We start from the raw sequence: 17,300 nt of genomic DNA, 5'->3' as shown, positions 1-17,300 counted from the left end.
CCCAATCAAGTGGAGTGCCGTCGGTTGGGCGGGCCGTACGGCGAGTTACTTGTACTGATGCACGATGGCGGGGTACGGGTCACATGTTAGTGTAAGAAAAATCCAACTTTCGTGATGAGTGTCATGTAAGCGGCTGTTTTGAAAGCCCAATGAAAGTTTTCCGGGATGGTAACTTTTTAGCCGTTGGCGTTGGGAGCTGGCTTTTTGCCAACACTTATAGCGAAACGGTACAAGGCGTGCGTCAATATCTTGCTACTGTTGCTATCGGAAGCCACAAACCATTGTTTCTAAATAACTTTAACAATTTTGGCGTCAAGGAATAGTCATGGTTGTTACACCTGTGCAACGTCGCTTGCTGGTGGTTGACCCTTGTGAGGATTGTCATGGGTTGTTGCCCGGTTTACGAACGGCCGGGTGGGAGGTCGACAGCTGTGCCCTGGAAGCCGTCGGAGACCGCTCGTGTGATGTCGGCTTGCTGCGTTTGCAGCCTTATCACCTGGAGCGGCCCGAGGCAGTCAAGGAGCTGATCAGTCGCAGCGGCACTGAATGGATCGCCGTGCTCAGCCAGGACGTGCTGCGCCTGCAAAACGTCGGTGATTTTGTCTGCGAATGGTTTTTCGACTTCCATACCTTGCCTTTCGACGTGGCCCGGGTGCAGGTCACGCTGGGGCGCGCGTTTGGCATGGCGCGGTTGCGTGGTCAGGCCACCACCCCGGTGGACGGGCCTGAACATGAGCTGCTGGGTGACAGCCGTCCCATACGCGAGTTGCGCAAATTGCTCGCCAAGCTGGCGCCCACGGAGTCTCCGGTGCTGATCCGCGGCGATAGCGGCACAGGCAAGGAGCTCGCGGCCAAGACCCTGCACCGTCAATCCCAACGCCACGCCAAACCGTTTGTCGCGATAAATTGCGGGGCGATCCCGGAGCACCTGATCCAGTCCGAGTTGTTCGGGCACGAGAAAGGTGCGTTCACCGGCGCCCATCAACGCAAGGTCGGGCGCATCGAAGCGGCGAATGGCGGCACGCTGTTTCTCGATGAGATCGGTGATTTGCCGATGGAGCTGCAAGCCAACCTGCTGCGTTTTCTCCAGGAAAAACAGATCGAACGTGTCGGCGGCAGCCAGCCCATCCCCGTGGATGTGCGGGTCTTGGCCGCGACCCACGTCGACCTGGAGGCGGCGGTGGAGAAGGGCACTTTCCGCGAAGACTTGTATTACCGGCTCAACGTTCTGCAAGTGGTGACCGCGCCGTTGCGCGAGCGCCACGGTGATGTGCCGATGCTGGCCAACCATTTTTCCCGGTTCTACAGCCAGGAAACCGGACGCCGCCCGCGCAGCTTCAGCGAAAACGCATTGGTCGCACTGGGCCAGCACCCATGGCCGGGCAATGTGCGCGAGTTGGCCAACCGCGTGCGACGCGGCCTGGTACTGGCCGAAGGGCGCCAGATCGAAGCCGCTGATCTGGGATTGCAAAGCGAGCAGGCAATTGTTTCACCGATGGCTACACTGGAGGACTACAAGCACCGCGCCGAACATCAGGCGCTGTGCGATGTGCTCAACCGGCACAGCGACAACCTGAGTGTCGCCGCCCGTGTGCTGGGGGTTTCCCGGCCGACGTTCTACCGGTTGCTGCACAAACACCAGATCCGCTAGGGCGGGTAAACGAAAAGCCCCGCAACGACCCTTATCGTTGCGGGGCTTTTTTTTGTCGTGAGCGGTCAGAAGTAATACGGGAATTTCAGGCTGAACGTAAAGTCCGGTGCATCATCCGTCATGCCGATCGCCAGGTTCGGCACAATCGTCAGGTTATCCGACGCGGCAATCGTCATCCCCACGTTGAAGTAGCCGGCGTTGGCATCGCTGGACACTACCGACTGCCAGTCTCCACCGTTGGGCTTGAGCCTGCTCTTGCGCTGGATCAGGTCGGAGACCGAGAACGACATACTCATCTTCTCGTTCAACGCAAACGCTACGCCAACCCCGAGCTGGAAGCTGTCGCCAAGGCTGACCTTGCCGCCGACTTTCTGATTGACGTCACTGCTGATGTCGTCAAACGAGCCCTGGAAGTTGTGGGTGTAGGACAACGAGCCAAACAACACGGCTGGGTCGAAGGTCTTGACCAGGGAAATGCCCGGCGTAACCGACCAGACACCGTTACCCGTCGGCAGGTTCTCCGGCACATACAGGTTGTCGTTGTTGGCCGACTTGACCAGCTTGATCCCGAACGGCTCTTTGCCCGTAGGCGCCTTGACCCGCAACGACACCACCGCATCCGGCAGGCTGGGCGTTTCGTCGAGGAATTTGTAGGCCACGCCAAAGTTGACGTCACCGATGGTTGGGTCGCGGGTCACCGACTCTTCCGACGTGGCGGTGGCATTGTTGCCGGCGCCGGCCGACTGATAAGTCGACTCGCGGTACACCACAGGTACGTTTATGTCGAACTGCCAACGGTTGTCGACGTTGTAGCGCCCGGTCAGGTCCAGCGTCCAGTTGTCGGCCTTGATCCGGTCCAGGTTGATATTGCCGAGGAAGATCGAGTCCAGCGCCAGGAAACCGTTGAGGGTCAACTGGCGCGCATCGTAACGTGCATAGGTGACACCGGTTTCAAAGCTGAACTTGCCATTGCCAAAGAAGCCACTGGCTTCGTTGTAGAGATTGCTCACACTTTGTGCGGGCGCCGAATCGTCCTTGAGCGACTGGCCATAGGAACTGCCACCGCCGCCCGCGCCACCGGATGCGGCTGCCGCGCCCGTGCCTGCCACGGTAGCGCCGCTGGCTTTCTGGAAGTCCGCAGGGGACTTGGCCAGGCGCCTCGGTGCCGGTGTGGCCGGCTGATCCTCCACTTGGCGTACGCGCTGTTCGAGCACGGCCAAGGCTTTTTGTTGCACTTCGTACCGCTGTTTAAGTTGCAGAAGCTCCTGTTTGAGGGTCTCGATATCGGCATCTGGCGCTGCATACAAAACGGATGCGGGCAAGAGCGTACTTAAGCAGACCACCGCACGTAGCGATAACGATCGATGCATGAAAAAGCCGTCCTTTTCTGAATGCTAAAGTGTCGAGGGTCAGCGTAGTTCAATAACCGAGCGTGCGTAGGCCTTTGAGTTGTTCAAGATTGCAGTTCAAGGCTGGGTTGTTCAGGCTGTTATTGTTCATCACGACGTTAAGTTGGGTCATGTTATTGACGAAGTTGGTATTGCCGGTCAGTACCGTGCCTTGCAGCACAGTGCCGCCACCAATACTCTGGAGGCTGTTGCCCTGGTTGTGATTGGCCTGGATCGCCATCTGCAAGCCGCCATTGTTGGCCGAGACGCTCACCTGACCGGCTGCACTGGCCCCTGTCACCGTGCCGCCCGCCGCCAGTACTTGCCCGGATTGCGCCATGTTGGCGGGGGCGAAGCCGTTGTCGCTGATAGTGATGCCGACGTTGTTGTAGGCGGTATTGCCATCACCTGCCGAGCGTACGCTCTGCGTCACGCCTTGGCCGCTGCCCAGGCCAGCGCCGCCGGTTACCGTGCCGGTGCCGGTGTTCTGGTTGGTACCAGTGCCCGACGAGCCAGTGGTTTGCACATAAAATTGCGGGGTAATGGTGGTTTTGTCGATCTGCATGCTGGCCTTGCCGGTGATGGTGTCACCGATGGCGTTGGTCCAGGTGCTGCTCATGACAATGCCAAAGCTGATGATTCGCCCTGGCATCACATAACGGCCGCGAAGTTCGGACATCTCCGAATCCTTGAGTTCAATAGGCTTGAACGCCGATGAAGCATAAGCGGGCATTGAGGCTGCCAGGCACATGACCGTCAGCCAACGGTAAGTGTTCATCTTTTGCTCCTGGAGCGTCCTGCTCCTTATTGCGCTTCGTTAAAAGAAGTCGCTTTGGATGAAACCGAAGTCCATCAGCTCGGCGTCGCCGACAGGCCTGAACTCATTCAACTGGTTCTTGGCGGTCAGCGGCAGGGGCGGGTCGAGCAAGACGTTGGCCTTGTCGTAACCTTCGCCCAGTACGGCGAAGACGATGCCGTTCCAGCCTTTGACGAAGTCGTCGTGTGAGTAGCGTTTGTGGCCCAGTACCGGGTCGCCGATGTAGACCCAGTCCTTGTCGGCCCGCTGCATCACCACAAAGTGCTTGTAGCCACGAATTTCCAGCAGGACCACCACGGGGATCTTCACGGTCACCAGGGTCTCTGGTGCAATTTTGTAGCCCCGCGCACGCATGCCGATGCTTTCGAGGTAGCGCTTCATGTCCAGCATCGAAAAGCCCTGGGTGCGGACCAGATCCTGGTCGGCGTTGACCAACATGCCTTTGATGACGTGATCTTCGTCTACGTCGAGCCAATAGCCCTGGCGCAGGATGGTGGCGAGTGCCGCGGCACCGCAGCTGAAATCGGTTTTCTGTTCCACCAGGTTGGCGAACCGGCGCTCACGGATGCTCTCGACCTTCTTGAAGATGACTGCACCGCCAGGCATGGCGGAAATCGCCATGTTGCCTGCCCAGGCCGGGCCGGTGAGCAACATCAGGAGGCTGAGGGTCGCGAGGCGCATGATCGTATGACCTGTTGGACACTGGAATAAAAAAGGGCCTTGTTTCCAAGGCCCCGTTGCATCAGAAGCGCACGCCGCTTTGGCAGACGCTGCAACCTTGGCCAACAGACAGGCTGTTGCTGCCTTGGTTACCCGAACCCGATTGCAGGTTCACACCCACGTTGCCGGAGTTGCGGTTGATCGAGTTGTCGGCACTGGAGTTGTTAGATACGTATTGAGCCTTGTTGCCCCAACCGTACCCGTGGCTGGTAGCGGCAGCATTCAGGTAGTTGTTGCCGAGCGAGTTTTGCTCGGTGTTGGCAGCTGCAGCGATGTTTTTGCCATCAGCCGTGGTGATTGCCAGGTTGTTTTTGCCTTGGTTGCCTTGGCCGGACTGACCGTTGTAGCCCACGTTGCCGGAGTTATGGTTAACGGCGTTGTCCAGCGAGGTGTTGTTTTGCGTGCCTTTGTTGACGAAGTTGTTCAACCCGCTGTTTTGGTTCACATCGACTACAGCGAACACGGTGGCAAAGTCGCCTTTGGCACTGGAGATCGCGCCAGAGTTGTCTGCTTGGTTGCCGCTGCCAGCCTGGACGTTAACCCCGGTGTTACCGCTGTTGTCGTTTACCGAGTTATCGGCAGAGGCGTTGTTTTCGGTCTTGGTGTCGTCAAACTTGTTACCGATGCTGTTTTGCACATCGGTCACCACGGAGGCAACCACGCCAGTGGGTTGCGGAGCTGGGTGCCAGCCACCACCACCTGCTTGAGCAGCTGCTGCCATCAGTGCGGCGAGAGCGAAAACCATTGGTTTCAGAGCCATTTGAGGTTTCATGGTGTTTCTCCTTGCTTCTAATTAGTTGGTTAAGTGTTGGTACGGTCTAACTAGTGCTATCAAGCAGTTACTTGATAGTGATGCCCAGGGTGTTAGCCACTCGGTTCCCCACCCCGGCACTCTGGTTCACCTGTATCACTCCTCGGCTGCCGGTGAAGGCCTGGTCGCTTGTCACGACCTGGCGGCTGCCAGTGGTGGGGGTGAGCCCTGAGTCGGTCGCCAGCGTCGTGGTGTTCTGTTGCACCAGGACGCTGTCGTCGATGCTTTGCGGGGCAGGGTTTACGCTGATCCGCACGGCATTGACTTGTTGGTTATTGGCCCCGGCCGACTGGTTGACGCCCAGTACACCGTTGCCGTTGGTAAAAGAGTTGCCCTGAATCGCCGCCTTGGCGTTCGTGGACGGGTCAACACTGCCATCCATTCTCTGGATATTGAGTGTGCTGGCCTGGCCACCGAGCGTGATCGCCCGGTTGTTGGCCTGTTGCTGCTGATTACCGGCCGCTTGGTTGACCGATAAATTGCCGGTGTAGTCAGTGCCGCTGTTGTTGATCACGGCGCTGTTGTCGGCCATGGCGCAGGCACTGCCCAGCAGCGCGAGAAGGAGCAGGGAACGGTTCATTGTTTGCCCCCCAGCATGTTGCCGAGATTGTTCAAGGGCGCCATGCCGCGCTGGATCGAATCGCTGATCTGCCCGCCCATGCTGCTGCCCGAGCCGTGGCCGGAGGAAGCGCCGGCGCCGAGGGTGGACATGCTGTTCTGCGTCGCACTGACACCGGAGAAATTGCCGGTTGGCTGCAGTGCCGTGCGAGTGATGCCCAAGCCGCTGTTGACGCCGCCAAAGTCACGGTCAGTCAATTCGCCGGACATGGCGTTCAGAATGTCTTTGCTGGGATTGGCATTCGCCGTGTTGGGATAAGGATCGGGCCCGAAGGACGCGCGGCCATACATGTGCGCCTGGACATCGCGGCCGGTCACGATCACACCGTCACCCGCATAGCTCGGAACACTGATACCAACGCTGAGTACACAGCTGATCAGCAGAACGTTCATCGAACCTTGAGTGAATGTGATCACGGCGATATTCCTTGTTCTTCGCGCTGACCCTAAACAGCGCTGTAAGGGATAGAGCAGAAGCCGTGCCGCTTTTTAATTGTTGTTGTTATTCAATGGCTTGCGTATTTCACGCAGCAAAGTGCTATCGGCGCTGTTTCACGGATGAGACACCTGCCCGCCAGGCGCCCACCGCCGGCCACACCGTAAACGTTTCACCCAGCTGTATCAGCGCTGTAACAGCACACATGACAAAACCGTGAATCCGCGCTGCATGGGCGGTTCAGGGCAGGGAGGTGTTTCAAAAATGGACACTGCAGACGCAAGGGCGCCCGGTCCTGCAGGCAGGGCTCAGCCTTTCGGCGCTTTACGCGGGATGGAATTGAGTACGGGATTGCCGTCCTGGTTCTGGGTCAGGTAGACCGGCAGGACCTTGGGCAGCGAGGGGATGAGATTGTTGACTTCATTGATGTTGTAGATACCGCCGATGCGGATCGCGCCAGTGTTGGCATCGGCCAGCATCACCGCCTTGTTGAGGTAGCGGTTGATCAGCGGCAACGCGTCGGCCAACGCCAGGTTGTCGAGCACCAGCTTGCCCTGGCGCCAGGCCAGGGCCGTGTCATTGGCGTTGAACGCCTGGACCTGCGGTGTCGCGTCGCCCAGGCGATAACTGGCCTGCATGCCCGGCGTCAGCGGTACGCTGCCGTGCACCTGATCGCTGGCGATCTGTACCGAGCCTTCGAGTAGCATCACCCGCACCTGATCTTCGTACTTCCAGACGTTGAACTGCGTGCCGGTTACGCGTACCTGACCTTCGCCAGCGCGTACGATGAATGGATGGGTGTTGTCATGGCTGACCTTGAAAAACGCCTCGCCTTTTTTCAGGACGACCCGGCGCTGATCCTTGTAATTGCTGAAGACCAGCTCGGTGCCCAGGTTCAACTCCACCTGGCTGCCGTCACCCAAGGTCACTTGGCGCAAGCCGGTGGACGCCTCGAAGCGTTCGTAGGAACTCGGCAGCCAGCCGGCTTCCCAGCCGGTGAACGCCGCCACGGGCAGCGCCGCCAGGCAGATTGCCGCGGCTATCGCGTACTGGCGCAGGCGCCTGCGGGGCTTGAACGGCACTACCGCTGCCAAGGCTTCGTTGCGCGGCAGGTGGTCGGCAACGTCCCAGATCTCCAGCATGGCCGCGTATTCAAAGGCGTGCAGCGGATCAGCATCGTGCCACTGTTCAAAAGCCTGACGCTCGGCGGGCGTGCAATCGTGCGCGTGCAAACGCATGCACCAATGCGCGGCGGCGTCGGTGATCGCGTCATATTCGGCTTCTGAAAGAGACTTTTCTGTCATTTAAACGTCCTGATTTCCCACATTCTAACCTCCCAGGCATGGGCCGAGAACTGCCATCATGGTGATTGCACGCCAATTGGAACTTATTCTCGTTTGTGGCTGCCTAAAAAATCTCAGGACATTCTTACAATGGAGAACGAATATGCTGAAGAAAACCTTAGTCGCCCTGTGTGCAACCTCCGCGCTGCTCAGCGCTGGCGCCGCCTTGGCGGACAAGCCGGGGGCGGGTTGGATCCCGATTGAAAAGGCGATCGAAGTCGCCAAGACAAAGGCCGGTTATATCGAGGTCTATGCGGCCGAAGCCGATGACAATGGCTACTGGGAAGTCAAAGGCCGCAAATCCGATGGCACCGTCTATGAAGCGCGCATCGATGGCGCCTCCGGCAATATCCTGCGCGACCAGAAAGACTGACTCCCTCCAGGGGGCCGTTTCAGGCCCCCTGATCCAACTCGCGCCCCAAGTGACTGATCAGGTACGTCAGCGAATCGGCATTGGCCAGGATCGTATCGATACGCTTGTCCGCGTCACTCATGAAGATATGCCGCGCATCATCCAGCGTCTTCGCGCCGGTCAGTTTGAACACCCGGTCGCGCCCGTGCACCCCGCCAAATCGACCCAGGTCTTCCCAGCGTTGCGACAGACTGTCCCAGGTCTTGAATAACAGGCTCGCTGGCGTCAGCGTCGACAAGGCGGTGGCGCGCAAGTCCGACAGGTCGGTGTACAGCAACTGGCCGTGCAGGGTGCCGACGTTGATCAGGTCGTGGAACGGACGCATGCTGTCCAGGTAGGCCAGGTCTTCGGTGTTGCATTTGAAGTGCGAGATCTCATGCATGATGATCGTCGCGCGGGCGTGGGCAGAGATGTTGAATGGTGTTTTCAAGCGGTTCTCATACACGTCCATCTGCGGGTCGAAAAAGCGATCCAGCAGGTAGATTTTTTTCTGCACATCATCTGGCAGGGTGAATGCGTAGGTGTCCCGCGGGCTCCAGCGTGCGGTGCCGGTGACAAATCGACCTGAGTCGAGGTTGGTCAGGGTCGGGTCTACCAGCGCATCGAGTATCTCGTCCACGCGCTGCTCGATTTTTTGCAGTTGCGAGGGGCTGAAGCTCAGCACCCCGAACATCTCGGTCAGGAACAAGCCGACGCGCGAGCCCGGTTTAGGGTCCGTGGCGAACTGCACGATATTGCGCTTGCAGGTCACCGCGTAATACGTCGCGACGTTGAGGCCTTCGTTGATGCACTGGGCCTTCCACGGCGAGAGCGCGGTGATGGCCGGTAGCCCGACGGCCTCGATATTGATGGCATCGCGCTCAGCCGAACGGGTTTGCCTGCGGCCGATGTAACGCGACAACGTCGGGCCGAGGCGTGGATGGTGTTGGGATAGGTCGAACACCCATTCACCTCGTGCGTTGCGTTCGACATACGGGCCTATTTCTTCGTCGAGGACAATCCGCCAACGCGCGCCGGCTTTCGTCACCGGGTACACCTTGCCCGCCACTGGTACGTAGGTTCGCTTGCTCACAGGGTGCGAGTACGGTTGCTGCGGGGCGCGACGTTGCAGGTCTATCAGTGAAATATCGACATTTTCAAAGTGCCGCAATCGGGTGCGCAAAGGGTCGGTGATGTCCAGGGTCTCCAGGGTGGTTGCTGCGCCAGGGCCGGCTTCATCCGGCATCTCGGGCGCGGGGCCGGCGGGAGGATGGCGTGGCTTGAACGGCTGGTCGAGGCGACTGCGCAGTGAGGCCAGGGTCGCCACGCCCTGGATGAAGGGTCTCATGCCTTCGGCCCAGCGTTGGTTTTGCAAGCTTTCCGCTGACGCCTTGAACAGCTTGTAGCTGCGCCACACCGCAAGCGGGTACTGAAGCTTGCCGCTGATAAATTGCAGGGCCATGGGTATACCCTTGCCGAACAGGCTGGTGACAGCGTCCCAGGCACTCTTGCCGTTGGGGTCAAATTGGCTGCCAAGCATTCTTGCCAGCTGTTGCGTGTTGTCATCGAACAGCAGCGGCAGCAGGTTGCCGCGCACCGGCGACGAGGCCAGGCCCAGATCGCTGGAAGGGCTGCGCGCGTGCGCCTGCATCAAATGCCGATAGGTGGCGCGCTGGGGATCGTCCAGTTGGCGAATTACCCAGTCCTGCAAAGGTCCCGGACGGTTGAGTTGGTCGAGCAGGTCCTCCTCGCGGGGGAACTCTGTCAATGTCTGCGTCGGGCAGTAGGGGGCGTACAGCACCTGGGGCCCGGAGGCCCCGGTGTGTGGGCCGATCAGGTAAATGCCCCGGGCCCTGGCCGGCGTCGCGCCAGGCGTGGCCACCAGTTCCAGTGGCCGAATCATCGCGGTCACCCCGCTGACACTCGCCCGTGCTATGGCATCCGGCATATCAAAGACCTGTTGCACAAAGCTCCAGGCCGTCGCACTCAAGCGTTCTTCGAGTTTTTCTTCGTGGGCATGGCTCAACAGCTGCCACGGTAGCTGCTGGCAGAACAACGCTTTGCGCTTACGGGCATCTTCGGTGTCTGCGCTCAGGTGGGTATCGAGCAAGGCGCGGTAAGCCTTGGCGATGTCCAACTGGCGAATCAACTGCACCAGCGCCGCACCGTCCAGGGTCGGGGGCAGGGGTGTACGGGTGCGCGAAAACGGTTTGAGCGTGTCGGCCAGCAGGTGTGGCAGGTGGCGTTGGGCAAAATCGGTGAGGCTCTGGCTATGGCCGTTGAGCATGACTCGCGTGGGGATCAGGATGTCATCCGGGTCCAGCCCGAAGCCGTCAAACCGAGCGTTGAGCAGGGCGCGCAAGGCGCTGGCGACGTGGTCGCGCAGGGGCGGCAGGGCGTGCAGGTAATCCCGGTCATCGGGGGCACTGAGGCGGTATTGCTCAAGCAGCTCGGCATGCCGCAGTTGCTCCTGGGCTGACGCCATGCCCAGCCAGACGGGCAATGCTTGTTGCAGAACCATCGCACGGGCGATGTCGGTGGCGCGGCCCAGGTTGGAAGGTGCTGCACGCAGCATTTGGTTGTCCAGGCAGTCCTGTAACTGTCGGGGCCCCAGCGGCGCGGCGAGCCAGTAGTCGATGGCGTTGAGGCTGTAATCGAGGTAGCTCTGCTGGCGATTTTCCAGGAAGTGTTCGTCGATACGTTGCAGCGGGCCGAGCTGGAAGGTTTGATGAGGCCAGCGCAGGCCGATCGGCAGGTTATCCAGCAGCATCAAACGGTCATCGGCGGTTGACAGGCGCACCGCGAGACTGTCGCGCAGGGCCTGCAACGATACGAACGCTTCATGTCCCAGTTGCGGGGTCCAGAGCACGGCTTGCCCCGAATGGTCCGGGTCCAGGCCACCGCGTTCCGTGAGTACAAAGCAGTTGGCCAGGGCGTGCGCACGCTCGTCGGTGCCGACCTTGAGGGTCAAGCCAAACGCATCCGGCAGAAAGCCCTTGAGGCCGTGCCGTTTGACGCGGGTCATGCTATCGGGGCGCAACACCGTGTCGACAATCGCCTGGCTCGCCGGGCTCAGGGTTTTGTTCAGCAGCCGCAGCTCGGCTTCACTGCGCAAGCCCAGCATCAGCGCGTCGTTCAAGGCATCCTGATGGCTTCGCAGGAACAGGCGCGGCAGCATGCGGATGTCGTGATTGCTGAACGGCGCCAGGGCGCTGTTCGATCACCGCATTGAAGGTTGTACCGTTCAAGCTGTTCCAGCGGCTGGAGAAGCCGGCGCGGTGTTTGCCATAGAACCCTAACTGCGGCGTCTCTTCCACAGGTGGGGCTGCATGACTCAAGCGCTGGATAAAGTGATCGACCATGCTCACAGAGGTCAGGGGCTTGCGGTCTTCCTTTTGCCGGGCTTCGGTGGCGTAGGTGTTCACGTAGACGTCATCGGCGTGCAAGGCCAGCGAGCGCTCGTTCAACTCTTTGTCCAACGCCTGTGTCGCCAGCGTGCGTAACGTGGGGTGCTCGCGCCGGCGCATCGCCAGTGCCGCGTCGGCGGCGCGCAAAGTGAGCAACTGTTGTTTGGCACGTTCGGCTTGCACCGTGGAAGGGCGGCCGTTGTCGCTGGAGACAGGATGTGCGCTCCAGCGTCCCTGCGCGTCCAGCGCCAGCAAGCGACTGTCGAGCATGTGGCGCAGGTCCAGCGCACAGTCGAGCAACGCCGCCAGGTCCACCGCCCCTTCACTGCGTCGATATACCGCGAGGGCGTGCTCCAGGTTGCTCAATTGTTTGGCGGCGATGTCCTGAACCATTTCGCCGAACACGTCTGCGAGTACCGGCACGCCGCTGATCTGCACTTGATCCATGCCGATGTACACGCTGCGTTCGTCCAGCGACAGAAAGTTGAGCAGTTCATCCTGATGCCCGGCGGCCTTGAGCATCTCGAGCAGCGTATCGTTGAGGTCGGCGAGGTCCTTGAGCAGCTGCAACCCGCGCGACTGGGTGTACAGGTAGGCGTGGGTGTCATTGATCAACAACGTGGCAGCCAGTTCCACGTAATGTTGATAAGGCGCGTGGATCTTCACCTTGTCGATGTTCAGGTGTGCGTGCCAGGCGCTGCGTGCAGCCTGGTCCGGAAGAAAGGTGGCGAGCAGTTGGTGGCTTTCCTCGGCCGACAGGATGCCGTTCTGGCGCTTGAGCAGCAGGTCGACGCGGAACTTGTCACTCATCACCTGGGCAAACAGCCCCAGCCGTGAGCGGCCGCCGCCGATGTCTTCATTCCACCACGTCAGCAACAGGCTGCTCAGCAGTTTGGACAGAATCCCGGCGGTTTGTTCGATCAGGCTTTCCCACTGCCGCTGATCGGCTGCCAGCTGCGCGGCGGTGAAGGCGTGAGTGTCATGCCGTGGGTTGGTGAATGTGCGCGTTTGGCTGCCGGGCCACGCCTGCTTGAGGTAGAACTGCAACAACACCTCACTCAAAGGGACAGAACTGGTCCACTGCGAAGCGTCTTGGTGGCGTGTGTTGACGCGTGTATCGCGCTGATCCAGGCCGGAGAAGTACGAGCGCGCCATGATGCCGAGCAGCGTATCGAGCATCCATGACAGGGTTGGCGTGGTGCGCAATTGCGCCAGCATGTCCTGCGCATTCTGAAGCTGGCAGGCCTGCAGGGTATGCTCCTGATCCTGCATGACGGCGCCGTCGATGATCGAAGATGTCAGGGTGCAGGGCTGGTCTGGGGTGAATTTGGCACGCTGAGATATTGATAAAAAAATAATTAAATCAGTGCGTTGGCCTTGTATATTGATGCGATTGTTTAACTCTGTAAGTAGCTCGTCGCGGCTGTCGAATACCTCAATCCCGCCATAGGGCGTGTACAGCAATGCCTTCTGGCCATCGGGGCTGGGGCTCATGATGAATGCCCCGGCCAGTGGGAGCGCGGGCTGGTCCTTCATGCTGACCTGCAATTTCTCCACTTGCATGGGGTACTTGCGCAGTTCGGTGTTCTGGCGGGCGTGATCGGTGGCGTAGTACAGCGTGTGCAGCCAGTCGAGGTCGTTGAGTGTCAAACCCAGGGCTTGTTCGCGCTCGGTTGGCTGTTTCCTCCTGACTGGCTGCAGGAACTCGTTGAAAAAATAGGGTGGGGTTACGCGCGCCATCGTTTGCTCCGTGTCGGTCAGCGTCTGGAGCGGCAGGGTAGGAGCCTCGGCTTGGCATACAGCGGTAGATAACTGCTGCAAATCCCGATGGGTTATCAAACGGCGATTGACAGCCTGTGCTGTCGGCGTTGTTTAATCCCAGGCCTGGGTTTCCAGTCTTGTCGCCCCTTCCAATCATAAAATCGGAGCTACAGATGTCTGCGCAGTCCTCGCAACTTGGCAGTTCCCATGCTCGTATCCGCTTCACCGACCTGGTGGCACTGCTGCAACGCATTTTCGAACGCCATGGCACCTCGCCCCACGTGGCGGCCGTGCTGGCGCACAACTGCGCGATGGCCGAGCGCGACGGCGCGCACAGCCACGGCATTTTCCGTATCCCCGGCTACCTCAGTACCCTGGCCAGCGGCTGGGTGAACGGCAAGGCCGAGCCCGTCGTTACCGATGTGGCCTCGGGGTTTGTCAGGGTCGACGCCGGCAACGGGTTTGCCCAGTCGGCGCTGGAAGCGGCGAGGGCACTGCTGGTGGCGAAGGCCCGCAGTGCCGGGATCGCGTTGCTGGCGATTCATAACTCCCATCACTTTGCGGCCTTGTGGCCGGACGTCGAACCGTTCGCCGAAGAAGGCCTGGTGGCATTGAGTGTGGTCAACAGCATGACCTGCGTGGTGCCCCACGGCGCCGACCGTCCGCTGTTCGGCACCAACCCCATCGCCTTTGCCGCGCCGCGTGCCGACGGTCTGCCGATTGTGTTCGACCTGGCCACCAGTGCGATCGCCCATGGCGACGTGCAGATCGCCGCACGCAAGGGCGAACGCCTGCCGCCGGGCATGGGCGTGGATGGCCTTGGCCAGCCGACCCAGGACCCCAGAGCCATTCTTGAAGGCGGCGCCTTGCTGCCGTTCGGTGGCCACAAGGGCTCGGCGTTGTCGATGATGGTGGAGTTGCTCGCGGCAGCGTTGACCGGCGGCAATTTTTCCTTCGAGTTCGATTGGTCCGATCACCCCGGCGCACGTACGCCCTGGACCGGCCAACTGTTGATCGTGATCGACCCGAGCAAAACCAGCGGCCAGGCGTTCGCCGAGCGCAGCCAGGAACTGGTGCGGCAGATGCATGCGGCGGGGTTGCGGCGGTTGCCGGGGGATCGGCGCCATCGCACGCGGGCGAAGTCGCTGGAGCAGGGGATCGAGATCGAGGCGCAGCAATTGCACGAGTTGCAGGCGCTGGCCGAAGCGTGAAAGCGGGCTGCGCCAGTGGCGCAGCCCGGCGTACTCAGTTGCGGCGACCGAGCAACAGGCCGACCACCAGGCCAAAGCCTGCGGAAATGGCCACGGTCTGCCAAGGATGGCCACCGATGTAGGTTTCGGTGGCATCGACCACCGGCTTGCTGCGTTCACGCACGCTGGACACCGAGTCCAGCGCCTGCTTGAGCTTGATGGCAACCTGCTCGCGCAGGGTTTCGCCTTCTTCGCCCACCAGGGATGCGCTGCTTTTGAGCAGTTTGTCCGATTCTTCGATCAGCGCGGTCAGTTCGCTGAAGGCTTGGTCCTTGATTTGGTCTTCGACGGCTTGGGCAGCGGTTTTGCGGGCCATTGTGTGACTCCTTGCGAGTGAATGTGACAGTGAACAATGGAGTATCGGGCGGCGGCAAAAGTTGCGTTTTTTTTGCCGCCGCCGGGTCTTGGGCAAAATCCGAATCAGGAAATTTGGACCTACAGTGTAAGATGTCGCCTATTTGTGCAGCAGGTATTTCAACATGAGCTTCAATCTGGCCAACAAGACCCTCGCCGAACGTGCCGAGCTGGAAGATGAAAAGTCGCGCCTCTACGACCTGTGGCAAACCAACCTGGGCAAGGCCAAGGGCGAAGCGGCGCGCTTGTTCGGCGAGCGTGCCAAGCGCAAGGGTAAATGGGCCGAGTGGGTCCGCGCCGAACTCGACGGCATGTCGCCGCCGGAGTTTTCCAACATGGTGCGCAGTGAGGTCAACAAGTTGATGGCAGCGGCTAAATAAAGCTCGCCACGATCGCTTCACGCACTTTCAGTAACATCGGATCCAGCTGTGCCTGGGTGCGCCAGCCCAGTTCCACCGGGTAGCGCGGCAACGCCAGCGGGCACGGCAGCATACGCAGGCCGCTCATCTGCGCGATGGCCTGCGCCGCATGCCCCGGAATGGTCGCTACCGCCTGGCTGCCCTTGAGCAGAAACGGCAGCGCGGCAAAGTGGCTGGTGGACGCACACACCTGGCGGCTCAAACCCTTGGCCGCCAAGCCCTCGTCGGTAATCCCGATAAACCCGCCGGATGACACCAGCACATGCTCGCGGCTGACGAACTCGTCCAGGCTGATGCCCGCCTGGTCCGAGTCCAGCAGGCAGCGGTAATCACCTTCTCCCAACACCTGGCGGCTCAGCCTGCCCTGGGCAAAGCCGCCCGCCGTGATCGCCAGGTCCAGGCTGCGGTCGAGCAGGGCGCCGGCGACGATCTGGCTGTGGGTCTGACGGAAAATCACCCGCAGTTTCGGCGCCCGTTGTGCGATGGCTTGTATCAGCCGGCGGCCGTAAGCGATTTCGAAGTCATCGGACAAACCCAGCACCACCGAGCGCCCCTGATATTGCTGGTTATCCGGGTTGACCATGGCCAGGCTTTGCCGGCAGCGTTCCAGGGCCTCGCTGATCAGCGGTTTCAGTTGATTGGCGCGCAAGGTCGGCGCCAACCCGCGGCCGGTGCGCACGAATAACTGATCCTCATACACCTCACGCAAGCGCCGCAGCCCGGCGCTGACGGCCGATTGCGTGACGCCCAGGCGCAATGCCGCACGGCTGGCGCTGGATTCGTCGTACAGGGCTTCGAAGGTTTTCAGTAGGTTCAGATCGACCTTGGCGATATTCATTTGGCTCATATCATTCAGCAGTGAACTGGGCTTTATTCATGATCGAGGCTGGCGGGAGAATGGGCAACCCCATTTTCCGGAGTGATCGTGATGCCTGTTTCGACTGTAGCTGCTTTGCAAATCGGTTCTTTGCCCGGCGGCAAGGCTGACACCCTTGCGCAAATCCTCGGTTACGAGGACGAGATCCAGCGCAGTGGCGCGCAACTGGTGGTGATGCCCGAGGCGTTGCTCGGTGGCTATCCCAAGGGCGAAAGCTTCGGCACGCAATTGGGCTACCGGCTGCCGGAGGGGCGCGAGGCCTTTGCGCGCTATTTTGCCAATGCCATCGACGTGCCCGGCGCCGAGACTGACGCGCTGGCGGGCTTGTCGGCGCGTACCGGCGCCAGCCTGGTCCTTGGTGTGATCGAGCGCAGTGGCAATACCCTGTATTGCACCGTGTTGTACTTCGAACCGGCAGGCGGCCTGGTGGCCAAGCACCGCAAGCTGATGCCCACCGGCACCGAGCGGCTGATCTGGGGCAAGGGCGATGGCTCGACGTTACCCGTGATCGACACGGCCGTCGGACGTGTTGGCGGTGCGGTGTGCTGGGAAAACATGATGCCGCTGCTGCGCACGGCGATGTACGCCAAGGGCGTGGAGGTGTGGTGCGCACCGACGGTGGACGAGCGTGAGATGTGGCAGGTCAGCATGCGTCATGTCGCCCATGAGGGACGCTGCTTTGTGGTCAGTGCGTGTCAGGTGCAGGCATCGCCCGAGGCGTTAGGTGTGCAGATCGCCAACTGGCCGGCGCAGCGGCCGTTGATTGCCGGTGGCAGCGTGATTGTCGGGCCGATGGGGGATGTGCTGGCAGGGCCATTGCTGGGCGAGGCGGGGTTGCTCACGGCGCAGATCGATACCGATGAGCTGGTGCGTGCGCGGTATGACTACGACGTGGTGGGGCACTATGCCCGCCCGGACGTGTTCGAGTTGGTCGTGGATGAACGGGCCAGGCCGGGGGTGCGCTTTATCACTGACTGACATGCACCCGCTGAAAACCTGTAGTGAGCGGGCTTGCCCGCGCTGGGGGGCGAAGCCGCCCCAAATCCAGACGCCTCGG

16 protein-coding genes are annotated in these 17,300 nt (G+C 60.6%); 5 read left to right on the top strand and 11 right to left on the bottom strand.

All coding sequences use genetic code 11. The annotated features are described in order from the left end of the window. Positions 1-325: 325 nt before the first annotated feature. The gene (locus LIY36_RS22080) at positions 326-1,651 is read left to right on the top strand and encodes a sigma-54 dependent transcriptional regulator (RefSeq protein ID WP_192299662.1); all 1,326 of its coding nucleotides are present in this window, start codon (positions 326-328) and stop codon (positions 1,649-1,651) included. A gap of 65 nt (positions 1,652-1,716) precedes the next feature. Here LIY36_RS22080 and LIY36_RS22075 read toward each other — a convergent pair whose 3' ends face one another. From LIY36_RS22075 to LIY36_RS22045, 7 genes are all read right to left on the bottom strand, one after another. Next, a complete protein-coding gene (locus tag LIY36_RS22075) occupies positions 1,717-3,021 on the bottom strand; it encodes an autotransporter outer membrane beta-barrel domain-containing protein (protein WP_192299661.1) in 1,305 nt (434 codons plus the stop codon). Positions 3,022-3,070: 49 nt separating this feature from the next. Then, positions 3,071-3,817: a hypothetical protein gene (locus LIY36_RS22070; RefSeq protein ID WP_226457151.1), complete on the bottom strand. Its 747-nt coding sequence runs from the start codon at positions 3,815-3,817 to the stop codon at positions 3,071-3,073. Between the two features lie 39 nt (positions 3,818-3,856). Further along, on the bottom strand, positions 3,857-4,537 hold the full coding sequence (locus tag LIY36_RS22065) for a C39 family peptidase (protein ID WP_226457150.1): 681 nt from the start codon (positions 4,535-4,537) through the stop codon (positions 3,857-3,859). Between the two features lie 61 nt (positions 4,538-4,598). Beyond that, the gene (locus tag LIY36_RS22060) at positions 4,599-5,348 is read right to left on the bottom strand and encodes a hypothetical protein (RefSeq protein ID WP_226457149.1); all 750 of its coding nucleotides are present in this window, start codon (positions 5,346-5,348) and stop codon (positions 4,599-4,601) included. A 67-nt stretch (positions 5,349-5,415) separates the two neighbouring features. Then, the gene (locus LIY36_RS22055) at positions 5,416-5,967 is read right to left on the bottom strand and encodes an adhesin (protein WP_226457148.1); all 552 of its coding nucleotides are present in this window, start codon (positions 5,965-5,967) and stop codon (positions 5,416-5,418) included. Then, on the bottom strand, positions 5,964-6,398 hold the full coding sequence (locus LIY36_RS22050) for a hypothetical protein (RefSeq protein ID WP_192299770.1): 435 nt from the start codon (positions 6,396-6,398) through the stop codon (positions 5,964-5,966). The genes LIY36_RS22055 and LIY36_RS22050 overlap by 4 nt, the downstream gene beginning before the upstream one ends. Before the next feature lie 351 nt (positions 6,399-6,749). Beyond that, positions 6,750-7,745 (bottom strand): FecR family protein, encoded by a 996-nt coding sequence (locus LIY36_RS22045; RefSeq protein ID WP_226457147.1) that lies wholly within the window; start codon positions 7,743-7,745, stop codon positions 6,750-6,752. 142 nt (positions 7,746-7,887) lie between these two features. Between LIY36_RS22045 and LIY36_RS22040 the strand changes: the two genes are divergently transcribed. Beyond that, positions 7,888-8,157, top strand: a complete 270-nt coding sequence (locus tag LIY36_RS22040; protein ID WP_192299655.1) for a PepSY domain-containing protein — start codon at positions 7,888-7,890, stop codon at positions 8,155-8,157. A 19-nt stretch (positions 8,158-8,176) separates the two neighbouring features. Here the strand turns inward: LIY36_RS22040 and LIY36_RS27760 are convergent, their stop codons facing one another. Both LIY36_RS27760 and LIY36_RS27755 read right to left on the bottom strand, forming a co-directional pair. After that, positions 8,177-11,353, bottom strand: a complete 3,177-nt coding sequence (locus LIY36_RS27760) for a dermonecrotic toxin domain-containing protein (protein ID WP_329959620.1) — start codon at positions 11,351-11,353, stop codon at positions 8,177-8,179. Continuing rightward, the gene (locus LIY36_RS27755; RefSeq protein ID WP_329959619.1) at positions 11,280-13,322 is read right to left on the bottom strand and encodes a hypothetical protein; all 2,043 of its coding nucleotides are present in this window, start codon (positions 13,320-13,322) and stop codon (positions 11,280-11,282) included. The genes LIY36_RS27760 and LIY36_RS27755 overlap by 74 nt, the downstream gene beginning before the upstream one ends. A 194-nt stretch (positions 13,323-13,516) precedes the next feature. Between LIY36_RS27755 and LIY36_RS22030 the strand changes: the two genes are divergently transcribed. After that, positions 13,517-14,554 (top strand): Ldh family oxidoreductase, encoded by a 1,038-nt coding sequence (locus LIY36_RS22030; RefSeq protein ID WP_226457146.1) that lies wholly within the window; start codon positions 13,517-13,519, stop codon positions 14,552-14,554. A 34-nt stretch (positions 14,555-14,588) separates the two neighbouring features. Here LIY36_RS22030 and LIY36_RS22025 read toward each other — a convergent pair whose 3' ends face one another. Next, positions 14,589-14,909, bottom strand: coding sequence for a DUF883 family protein (locus LIY36_RS22025; protein WP_095015928.1), 321 nt, complete (start codon positions 14,907-14,909; stop codon positions 14,589-14,591). Positions 14,910-15,072: 163 nt separating this feature from the next. Between LIY36_RS22025 and LIY36_RS22020 the strand changes: the two genes are divergently transcribed. Beyond that, a complete protein-coding gene (locus tag LIY36_RS22020) occupies positions 15,073-15,327 on the top strand; it encodes a hypothetical protein (protein ID WP_003190904.1) in 255 nt (84 codons plus the stop codon). Here the strand turns inward: LIY36_RS22020 and LIY36_RS22015 are convergent. Next, positions 15,320-16,213, bottom strand: coding sequence for a LysR family transcriptional regulator (locus tag LIY36_RS22015; RefSeq protein ID WP_226457145.1), 894 nt, complete (start codon positions 16,211-16,213; stop codon positions 15,320-15,322). The two genes, LIY36_RS22020 and LIY36_RS22015, sit on opposite strands and share 8 nt — an antisense overlap. Positions 16,214-16,294: 81 nt before the next feature. Between LIY36_RS22015 and LIY36_RS22010 the strand changes: the two genes are divergently transcribed. Further along, entirely contained in the window at positions 16,295-17,221 is a 927-nt protein-coding gene (locus LIY36_RS22010) for a carbon-nitrogen hydrolase family protein (RefSeq protein ID WP_192299651.1), read from the top strand. The last annotated feature ends 79 nt before the right edge of the window (positions 17,222-17,300 follow it).

It is taken from the genome of Pseudomonas sp. AF03-9, from assembly GCF_020515815.1.
Taxonomy (GTDB): Bacteria; Pseudomonadota; Gammaproteobacteria; order Pseudomonadales; family Pseudomonadaceae; genus Aquipseudomonas.
Note: the sequence above shows the minus strand (reverse complement) of the source record. Positions and strands in the feature narration are given on the sequence as shown.